The organism is Pseudomonas sp. St316, from assembly GCF_018325905.1.
In the GTDB taxonomy this organism is placed as follows: Bacteria; Pseudomonadota; Gammaproteobacteria; order Pseudomonadales; family Pseudomonadaceae; genus Aquipseudomonas.
Map to the genome: position 1 here is coordinate 3,716,492 of NZ_AP021901.1, position 8,707 is coordinate 3,725,198.

The following is an 8,707-nucleotide window of genomic DNA, read 5'->3' on the forward strand; positions in this document are numbered from 1 at the left end:
GCGAGCTGTGTCGCAAAACGGGGAACGCCAGAATGGACATTGAAGAGCTGCAGACCTTCGTCGAAGTGGCGGATGCGGGGGGCGTTTCACCTGCTGCGCTTCGGCTTGGCGTGTCCAAGTCGATCGTCAGTCGCAGGCTCGTTCGGCTTGAAACGGCACTTGGCGTCCAGTTGCTTGCACGATCCACTCGTGGGGCCGCTCTCACAGAAGCCGGGGCGACATTCCGCGACTATGCCGCCAGAGTCTGTGCCGAGATCGACATCGCCAGGGAAACGATCCTGCCCGCCGGAGCTCTTCGCGGCCGTTTGCGAGTGGCCGTACCGCTCTCTTTCGGCCCGACGCATTTCGCGCCCGTGCTCGCGGAAATGGCACGCCGCCACCCCCAGCTTCACATCCAAACCTGCTACAGCGATCGTTTCGTTGATCTCATCGCGGAGGGTTACGACTGTGCGATACGGGTTGGCTATCTTCCGGACTCCAACTTGATCGCAAGACGCATCGGCCCGACTTATACGCAGCTCGTCGCCAGTCCGGACTATGTGAAAGCACATGGGGCACCTGAGTCGCCGGAAGAGCTCGCCTTGCATGAGGCCCTCATGCAAGGCACCGAAGCCTGGCAATTCATGGATGGCGACAAGATCATCACGGTCCGTGCGCAGGGACGTTTCAAGGCCGACAACGGCATCGCTCTAGTCGCCGCCGCAACGGCGGGACTGGGGATCGCGTACCTGCCCGATTGCCTTACCCACGAACACATGATTTCCGGGGCGCTCGTGCCGATCATGACCCGTCATCCGCCGCCCCCGGGAGGTGCCTATATCATCCGCCCGCCAGGCCAGCATCCGGCACGCAAGATACGGGTCCTCACCGAACTCCTGATCGAGTATTTCGGTGAGTCTCCGCACCTGGCGGTGCTCCAGCCCAAACCAAAGACAGATCAATGACCACCGAACGCTACGACCAACTCGCCATCTTCGCCGCCGTCGCCCAGGAGCGCAGCTTCACCCGCGCAGCGGCCAAGCTGGGCATGTCGCAACCGGCGCTGAGCCGGGCGATGCGTCAGTTGGAGGAACGGCTGGGGGTCCGGCTGTTGTCGCGCACCACTCGCAGCGTCGCCCCGACCGAAGCAGGCGAACACCTGCTGCGGGTGGTCGCTCCGCGGTTCGAAGAGATCGATGACGAGATGGCGATGCTCAGTGAGTTTCGCGATAAACCGGCGGGTAAGTTGCGCATCACTGCCGGTGAGCACTCGGCGATCACGATCCTGCAATCCGTTCTCGCCAAGCTGTTGCCTGAGCATCCCGACCTCAACATCGAGGTCATCGTCGACTACGGCTTTACCGATATCGTCGCGCAGGGTTTCGACGCCGGTGTGCGGTTGGGCCCACAGGTCGCCAAGGACATGATCGCCCTGCGTATCGGCCCTGACATGCGCATGGCGGTTGTGGGCTCGCCGGCGTATTTCGGCCGCTACCCCAAGCCAGTCATTCCAGACGACCTCACGGCGCACAATTGTATCAACCTGCGCATGCCGACCCATGGCGGCCTCTACGTCTGGGAGTTCGAGAAAAACGGCCAGGAGCTCAAAGTCCGGGTGGAAGGCCAGTTGGTGTTCAACACCATCGCGATGCGCCTGGAGGCCGCGCTCCAAGGGTTGGGACTGGCCTTCATGCCGGAGGACCTGGTGCAGGACGCTGTCGCGCAAGGCCGGTTGATTCGGGTGCTGGAAGATTGGTGCGAGCCGTTTTCCGGCTACCACCTCTACTATCCCAGTCGCCGCCAAAGTTCACCGGCCTTCACGCTGCTGCGCGAAGCCTTGCGTTATGAAGGTTGACTGGCCTGGACGGTGTCCAACGCTTCACTGGCACGCTTGGCCGCGGCGGCGTCGCCCTGTTCGCCCAGTAACTGGATCAATTGCCGCAACTGCGCAGCGCTCAAGCCGACTCGCAGGCTGGCGGCCATGTGCGAGCGCAGTTGTGACTCAACGCCGGGGGTGACCGCCAGCGCAGCCACCGTCGCCAGTTCACGGCTTTGCCAGTCCAGATTGTCACGCTCGAAAATGTCGCCGAACAGGTGCGTCTGCAAGTACTGGTTGATGACCGGGACGAAGTCGAACAACGGCCCCTGGACGGGCGCACCGGCAATGCGCGTCTGATTGGCCTTGCCCGCCGCCAGCAGCGCATCACCGGAAGGAATCAGGCGCGCCGGCTCACGCCCCGGGTTGTCCTGGACGCCGCGTTGCTTGCGCGCCTCCACCACTTTCATCAATTCGCCGAGGGCGTTGAGGCTGCGGGGAAAGCCGCTGTAGGCGTAAAGCTGCACCAGGATTTCCTTCGCCTCGCTGACGGTGAGGCCGGCATCCAGCCCTTGATTCAAGGCGGTATTGAGGCCAGGCATATTGCTCGTCGCCATGGCGGCGGCAATCAGCGGGATGGCTTGCTGCCGGGTCGACAGGGTTTGCGAAACCGCTACGGCATCCGGCGTGGCGGACGGCGTAGACGTTCCAGCGGCACCGTACTGTTCTTCGCTGACCTTCTCCAGCCACTCCACGTTTTTGCCCTCCACCGTGCCGGTCACGGCCAAGTGGGTCATGGCGCTCGTCGGCGCGGCACCGTGCCAATGCTTGACGCCCGGCGGGCAGACGATCACGTCGCCCGGAAGGATCTGCTGCACGGGCTTGCCCCACTCCTGCGTCAGACCGACACCGGAAATCACCACCAAGCGTTGTCCGGCGGGATGGGTATGCCAGGCCGAGCGCGCCCCCGGTTCGAAGCTGACGTAGGCGCCGGAAGCATTGATTTCATTGGTTGCCGGGAACAGCGGATCAACGCGCACTCGCCCGGTGAAATAATCCGCGGGGCCTGCGACTGCAGCCTGGCTGCCGGCCCGGCTGATTTGTTGCGACGTCCGGGACTCGTTGGTGCTTTCTGTACTGGCGGCGCCGGCAAAAGGCGCCGCCGCGCATAGTGCAAAACAAAGGCTACCGGTTGAACGCAGAGTCATTTGGCTTTCCTCTCGATTGAAATCGCAGAGAAGCAAATTAACCTTGCTGCATTAATCGATAAACCATGCCAATGACATAGCACTTATATCGCAATTACATAAATACGATTGGCCATACCGCTTTACTTGATCTCGACCAACCGCACAGCCTGTGATCCATCCAGAGACAGGTGAATCACTGCAGCCTTGCTTGGGAAGTTCGGCGCGTCCTCGTCGGTATTCTCCATCACGGGGATGTCGAACAGGGTCTGCTCACCGGTCGGATCACTGACAAGCTTGGCATCCAGCTTGTCGATGGACCGCCAGCTGTCGCCACCGATGCGCATCACGTCCAACAAGGTGTAATGCGGCACGCCTTCTTCGTTCTCTTCAGGCGTGAAGGCCGCCAGGTATTGGCTATAGTTGTTGCCCATGCCGAAACCTTCGACGGTGAAGACCGCGAGCGTGACCTGGCTGTCCTCGCCAGTGTCCAGCGTCTGCACCAGCGTCGCTTCGGGGTAGCCGGTGGCATAGCTGTCCTTGAGGAGCGCAACCAAGTGCCCGATCTGCGTTTCCAAGGCTTTGGGGATGGGTTTCGAATCAGCGGCGTGAGTCAGGGTGCAGGTGAAAAACAAGGCAGCGGTCAGCAGGCGCAATTTCATGAAGGTGAGGTCCGGGGTGTCGGGAGGTCAACGCGCAATGGTAGCGGTTGGCCAGGGATTTGGTAGCCCATTGTTGATGGGTTTTGTGGCGGGGTGCACAACCTTGCTCGTCAAAGCGTTGGGTGAAGTTAACGGTCGCGGCTAGCTGCGGGATTCGGATGGGAAAAAGGGACAGAGGGCCTGAGGGATCCATTCGCATGGTTAGATGAATTCATAACTTTTCGACGAGCAACCTAAGAGCATGCCGTCAGACCAACCCTCTTCTTCATTTTTTGTTTCCAGCTCAAGTGGTTAGCTGCTAAGTAACTGCCATCAAATCTGTCTCTTTCTTCCTTTGCGCTGTGTTTAAACTACGGCTGCCAGAATGTCAGACAAACTCCATATTCATCGAGGAGATCGTCAGCAATTTCAAACTGAAATATTTTTTCTGGGAAGGCGTCTGATAACGCGCGCTTCCAATATCTAGCAATCTGCTCAGCAAATAAATGACAAAGACGATAATCTTCTTCCGACAGGCCTACTTTAAATACAGGTCGATCCGGCGCATCTTCCCACTTTGAAAAGAACTGATTTATTGAAAAAATATTTCTGTACCGTTCAACGTCTTTACGCGATGCACTTTGTTCCAACACACTAGATTCGGTCTCGACCAGCCCCCTCAAATGGAATTTTTGCGGGTCGTATTGCTGAGCGTTAGGCAGCCAGAAAATGTGACCATCAACTTCAATAAAATCAGGAGAGAGCAAGCCCAGCACAGAAATTGCGTGCTCTAATGAAACCATGCTCCCTACATAGGAAAAAAACTCTCCGGAGCTAATATCTGAAACAAACAGGCTTAGCGACTCTTTAGAAATATTACCCTGATAAATTCGCATCATTTCGACCCCAAGCTATCAAGAACCGACTAGGGAACATTTCCCTCAAAAACTTGTGTTTCCTTTTCCGTCTCCTGCAAACCTGCCCCCCTTTTCTTATTAGAATATATTATTGTAGTCATACATATACTCTTCGTACTCATCGTGACCCCATGGATGGCCATCCAAGCGATCAATCATAAGCACCCCGCCTACTTTTTTTTCCGACAAATCTATCGACGACAAACTAAAAGACCAAAATAGGGGTGGACAACGAACCTGATCTACTTGCCCTACAACCGCACCTTTCTTCGCCGCTTGGTTTTTTGCAATTTCAAATGCAGCATCGTACGTAACAATGCTTTTCCTATACTCCACGGGAACGCTAAAGCAGGGTATATTTCGCCGATGCAAATCGGCCACTACTGCAACAAGCTTTATCCTATCAATATTGACGTAAAGATAACCACTGCGCACCGTCCCCTCTTCTAAAAAAAAGCTCTTATCAAACAGACATAGCATCTTAATTTGCGATGCATCTACTTCTACGCACAGATATAAATCACATTTTTTCTGCATACTATGTTTTTACCTCTAGGCCAACAATTACGCCCTCTTCTAGAATCTGGCTTAGTACATTTTGAGGCGCGGAATATGTCGTTCCTACACCTAGCAGCCAAGGATCTCGAATCCTCGTTGCTCCATTATTGACCGAGTCTACAACAATTGCGTGAAGCCCGCCCGACTCGGTTTTCACGTTAACAATCACTGAAGCGCCATTTTTTGGTAGCAGATTTGATACTTGGTACCGTTATGTCAAGGCCCAAGCCTTACCCCATGCAAATGAAAACACGTCGATCAGCAAGGGGCGAGGTCAGAGTGCCATTCAAATCTGCCCCCTTTTTTATGCGTTGCCCCCTAAACCAATTAACGCTCTGTCAAATCAGATGGAACCTCCGCCCGTTCGAACAAGTAAACATTTTCAACAGGGCAGTCGGGGTACACCCATTTAGCCCAGTTTTTTACCATCCAATCCCTTGAAATCCCGTGCGCTCCTGGTAAACAACTTTCAACTGGCAGACGCACCACTAAAAGCCCCGATTTATTACCTGAGGCAACGGCAATAGAATGCCCATATTGCTCATCAGGAATATCAACAACCATAAAATCCACAATTTCTTCATACGGCCATCGGGCAGGAAGACGAAATATCTTTCCTCTACTTATCGCAGCCACCGAACTATCAACGAGTCTGATACCTTTCATTACTTAACCTTCAAGTCATGCTTACCTGATTCATCTTTTGAATCTTCGACAGGTGACAAGTCAAATTTAGCTCACCGCGATGTTCACCTGTCTTACCATTCACCTGCTCAAGCCTACCAAAAAAAAGGGGACAGATTCTGAGTGATCCCCACAAATCTACCCCACCTACTGCGCTTGCTGTTCCACCTTCAAACGCAGGAGTTGTTCCAGCTTCTCCAGAGTCCTCGAGCATATTCGCGCCCCGTTTCTCCTGAAATATTCTAGCCCCAATCGCCACAGCGACAATACTCGTTTGTCCTTGAGACTGTTGCTCTGGAAACGCCTTTCATGTCCCCTCTGACGAGCCAGTAGCCCCATCAAAAAGGTCACGTAGTTGGTCAGCGCGGCGATCAACAACAACGCCTCGATCCGCTCCGGACAATGGCTGCGATGCAGGTCAAAGGCAAAACCGAAGCGATGACTTTTGACGTCTCGAAATCCCTCCTCTATCTGCATGCGCCTTTTATAAATCGCCGCGATTTGTGCTGGACTCCATTGTTGTTCGGGAAGGTTACTGGCGAGCAGCCATGGTTCGCTCTCTCGATGGGCACATACACGGCTGAGTTTGTTTTTGGCAATCGAGCCCGTCACACGCTGATGTTTTCGCCCCTTCGGCGAGTGCTTCACGCAATACAGATTGATGAAGTGCGGCGCGCTTCGAGTCATCTCGATTCGTCCCAGTGATTTGGGGGATGCGGTGGCGTGGGCGTAGAGATTTCTCACCGATTGCCACGGTTCTAGAGCGACTCGATAGAGATCCCGGTTTCGCACACGGCCCACGTAATACCAGCCTTGGGCCTCAACAGCCTTGATCCAGGGCCGACGAAAACCGGCATCAGCCACCAGGATCGGAATGCAATTTTCAGGAAGGATTTCGGCAAGGGTCTGGAGCAAGCGTTTTTGATATCGCGGGAGCCTTCTTTCTCATGAACCCTCTCGTAAATAGGAAAAGAGCGGCCTGCCAACGGGATGGCAGCGCGTAGTAAAAAGAATTTGCCTGGGGCATCGATGGGCGACCAATCGACCAGGATCAGCGGGTGTTTCAAGTTACCGAGCAAGGCCCTGAGCATGACCCAATAAAACAGCGGACGCTCGGCTCTGAGGTGCGGATTTCCCAGCAGTCGATCCACCCGTTTGATGGCGTGCTTGGGATAAGCGCGGCCAGGCAAAAATCGACCCAGAGATGTCAGTGTCAAGCATTGGCCTTGCAGTAAGGCGGATACGCAACACATCAGAGCGGTCAGTCGGCGAGCATGGATATTGGGTAGTGCTTGAGCGAGAGCGGTATGTAAAAATTGGATGGCCTGCATGGGGTACGGAGTCTTGAGTTGTGTGGTGCAATCAAAACTGCCGCCCCGTGCAGGTCACATCAATTGGTTATCTTCTTGATTTTTCGTGGGAAATTTCGGGGATCACTCAGAATCTGCCCCCTTTTTCACTATCAAGCAAGGATGTGTTCAACGTGCCTTTTGCACCAACTAATTACCGGCTATGGGCAGTACTCAATCGTATAACCGCTCTTTAGTTCTTGTTGGATTACTTCGGCCAGATGCTCCCCCTCGGCTTTATGCCTAAGCTCTGCCTCAAGCGTGTGGAAACCAGAATCGGGCGGGTATTCACTGTTGAACGTCGCCTGATACTCACCGTCCCATGCGCTGATTTTGGCCTTAAGCTCTTGAGAAAGTGGCAAATCTTCAACTTCAACGTGCCCCATTCTATCCGGGTCTGGACAGAATAGCGGGCCAGCCAAATACTCACTTGTTAGTCTTAACCTGATCATGGCAATGGTTTCCAAGAACTGACCGGATTAGCGCGAACCACGAAGCCGTTTGAGCCAACCCCAATTGCGATGTTTTGCTCAACACCATTGTACGTGATTCGGTAAACATTAGCCGAACCGTTGGTACCGACAACTGTTCCACGTTCAAGAGCATTCATTACTACATTCGGAATATCGTCACGTGAGACGCCTTTATTGACAAAATCAACTTCGTGTCGCTTGTAGATGTGTTGCAATCCAGCAGCATCGTTGCCGTTCTCCAGCCATACGGTTCGACCATCTGGCAGCCTACGAATATCAACCACGTTCTCTGGCGTAATCTTAGTACCTACAGGCAAGCCCGAGATCAATTCGTCCCTCGTCAGAGTCGAACCCGACACTCCTTTTGCACCAGCATCTTATGAAGCAAACAAGCAGCCGTTTTCGTCTACCCAAATTATGCCTGGCACTTCATAAAAATACAGTGTGAGTGCCTCGTCACCCTCGCTCACAACACCTTCCGGCCACTTTTCTTTCAAGTAAGACACGATCTGCTTCGCATCCAACCTCCAGTGAGCCGCTTCATCATTAATCGAAAATTTTGGGTGCGGATTATCCGAAGAAATATAACAGTCCGCATTTGGCGCGATAAATTTTATTTTTCCTGTAATAAGCAGGTATTCGATCACAGAAAAAAAAGCATCTTTTTGCTGCGGAAACGATAGTTCGGGATTCCATGAGCCAATGGCACTAAACAGAGCGGATATCCACAGGCCAAATGAATCACGCACTATTTTATCAATAAATTTTATATCCATTATGGATTTCCGATCAGGAATTTTATTTCTGGATTATACGTTGTGCCTGTGGCTGCTTTGGGCACATCAATAGTCCAGGCTGGGCCAGTCTGGCCAGATGAAGAGGAAAAATTCCGAAGCGTGAAATTTCCTTCAGGTGTATTAACAACATATATATCCCCTTTTCCAGGAATAGTACGAGGAGAAGGCAAGTCAGTCGAGCCTGTCAATTCCGAAAAATACTGCTTAACCTCCACATCTGTTGCACCAGAAAATATTTTTGCATTTCCTGTATTTGGAACCTGAATGAGCGAACGATCTCCAATCTGAATACCGCTCCTAGTACTG

At 53.5% G+C, this 8,707-nt stretch carries 10 protein-coding genes and 1 pseudogene; 2 read left to right on the forward strand and 9 right to left on the reverse strand.

Features of this window, described 5'->3' with window-relative positions:
* Window positions 1-32: 32 nt before the first annotated feature.
* The gene (locus KI237_RS16545; protein WP_212796163.1) at window positions 33-944 is read left to right on the forward strand and encodes a LysR family transcriptional regulator; all 912 of its coding nucleotides are present in this window, start codon (window positions 33-35) and stop codon (window positions 942-944) included.
* The gene (locus KI237_RS16550; protein ID WP_212796164.1) at window positions 941-1,834 is read left to right on the forward strand and encodes a LysR family transcriptional regulator; all 894 of its coding nucleotides are present in this window, start codon (window positions 941-943) and stop codon (window positions 1,832-1,834) included. Before KI237_RS16545 ends, KI237_RS16550 begins: the two co-directional genes overlap by 4 nt.
* On the opposite strand, the gene KI237_RS16555 is transcribed toward KI237_RS16550, so the two are convergent.
* The 9 genes and pseudogenes from KI237_RS16555 to KI237_RS16595 form a co-directional block, all read right to left on the reverse strand.
* Window positions 1,822-3,003 (reverse strand): (R)-mandelonitrile lyase, encoded by a 1,182-nt coding sequence (locus tag KI237_RS16555; RefSeq protein WP_212796165.1) that lies wholly within the window; start codon window positions 3,001-3,003, stop codon window positions 1,822-1,824. The two genes, KI237_RS16550 and KI237_RS16555, sit on opposite strands and share 13 nt — an antisense overlap.
* Before the next feature lie 122 nt (window positions 3,004-3,125).
* Entirely contained in the window at window positions 3,126-3,644 is a 519-nt protein-coding gene (locus KI237_RS16560) for a hypothetical protein (protein ID WP_212796166.1), read from the reverse strand.
* A 350-nt stretch (window positions 3,645-3,994) separates the two neighbouring features.
* Window positions 3,995-4,522: a hypothetical protein gene (locus KI237_RS16565; RefSeq protein ID WP_249410621.1), complete on the reverse strand. Its 528-nt coding sequence runs from the start codon at window positions 4,520-4,522 to the stop codon at window positions 3,995-3,997.
* 96 nt (window positions 4,523-4,618) lie between these two features.
* Window positions 4,619-5,077, reverse strand: a complete 459-nt coding sequence (locus KI237_RS16570) for a hypothetical protein (RefSeq protein ID WP_212796167.1) — start codon at window positions 5,075-5,077, stop codon at window positions 4,619-4,621.
* A 348-nt stretch (window positions 5,078-5,425) separates the two neighbouring features.
* Window positions 5,426-5,764, reverse strand: coding sequence for an Imm45 family immunity protein (gene imm45, locus KI237_RS16575; protein ID WP_212796168.1), 339 nt, complete (start codon window positions 5,762-5,764; stop codon window positions 5,426-5,428).
* 165 nt (window positions 5,765-5,929) lie between these two features.
* A pseudogene (locus KI237_RS16580) lies at window positions 5,930-7,113 on the reverse strand (IS4 family transposase).
* Between the two features lie 179 nt (window positions 7,114-7,292).
* Window positions 7,293-7,598 (reverse strand): immunity protein CdiI family protein, encoded by a 306-nt coding sequence (locus tag KI237_RS16585; RefSeq protein ID WP_212796169.1) that lies wholly within the window; start codon window positions 7,596-7,598, stop codon window positions 7,293-7,295.
* On the reverse strand, window positions 7,580-7,921 hold the full coding sequence (locus KI237_RS16590; protein WP_212796170.1) for a hypothetical protein: 342 nt from the start codon (window positions 7,919-7,921) through the stop codon (window positions 7,580-7,582). Before KI237_RS16590 ends, KI237_RS16585 begins: the two co-directional genes overlap by 19 nt.
* Window positions 7,922-7,981: 60 nt before the next feature.
* A complete protein-coding gene (locus KI237_RS16595; protein WP_212796171.1) occupies window positions 7,982-8,380 on the reverse strand; it encodes a hypothetical protein in 399 nt (132 codons plus the stop codon).
* Between the last annotated feature and the right edge of the window lie 327 nt (window positions 8,381-8,707).

Excerpts from the sequence above, each read along its gene's own strand:
- KI237_RS16545 (WP_212796163.1), top strand. The coding sequence starts at position 33 with ATGGACATTGAAGAGCTGCAGACCTTCGTCGAAGTGGCGGATGCGGGG.
- KI237_RS16550 (WP_212796164.1), top strand. The coding sequence starts at position 941 with ATGACCACCGAACGCTACGACCAACTCGCCATCTTCGCCGCCGTCGCC.
- KI237_RS16555 (WP_212796165.1), bottom strand. The coding sequence starts at position 3,003 with ATGACTCTGCGTTCAACCGGTAGCCTTTGTTTTGCACTATGCGCGGCG.
- KI237_RS16560 (WP_212796166.1), bottom strand. The coding sequence starts at position 3,644 with ATGAAATTGCGCCTGCTGACCGCTGCCTTGTTTTTCACCTGCACCCTG.
- KI237_RS16565 (WP_249410621.1), bottom strand. The coding sequence starts at position 4,522 with ATGATGCGAATTTATCAGGGTAATATTTCTAAAGAGTCGCTAAGCCTG.
- KI237_RS16570 (WP_212796167.1), bottom strand. The coding sequence starts at position 5,077 with ATGCAGAAAAAATGTGATTTATATCTGTGCGTAGAAGTAGATGCATCG.
- imm45 (WP_212796168.1), bottom strand. The coding sequence starts at position 5,764 with ATGAAAGGTATCAGACTCGTTGATAGTTCGGTGGCTGCGATAAGTAGA.
- KI237_RS16595 (WP_212796171.1), bottom strand. The coding sequence starts at position 8,380 with ATGGATATAAAATTTATTGATAAAATAGTGCGTGATTCATTTGGCCTG.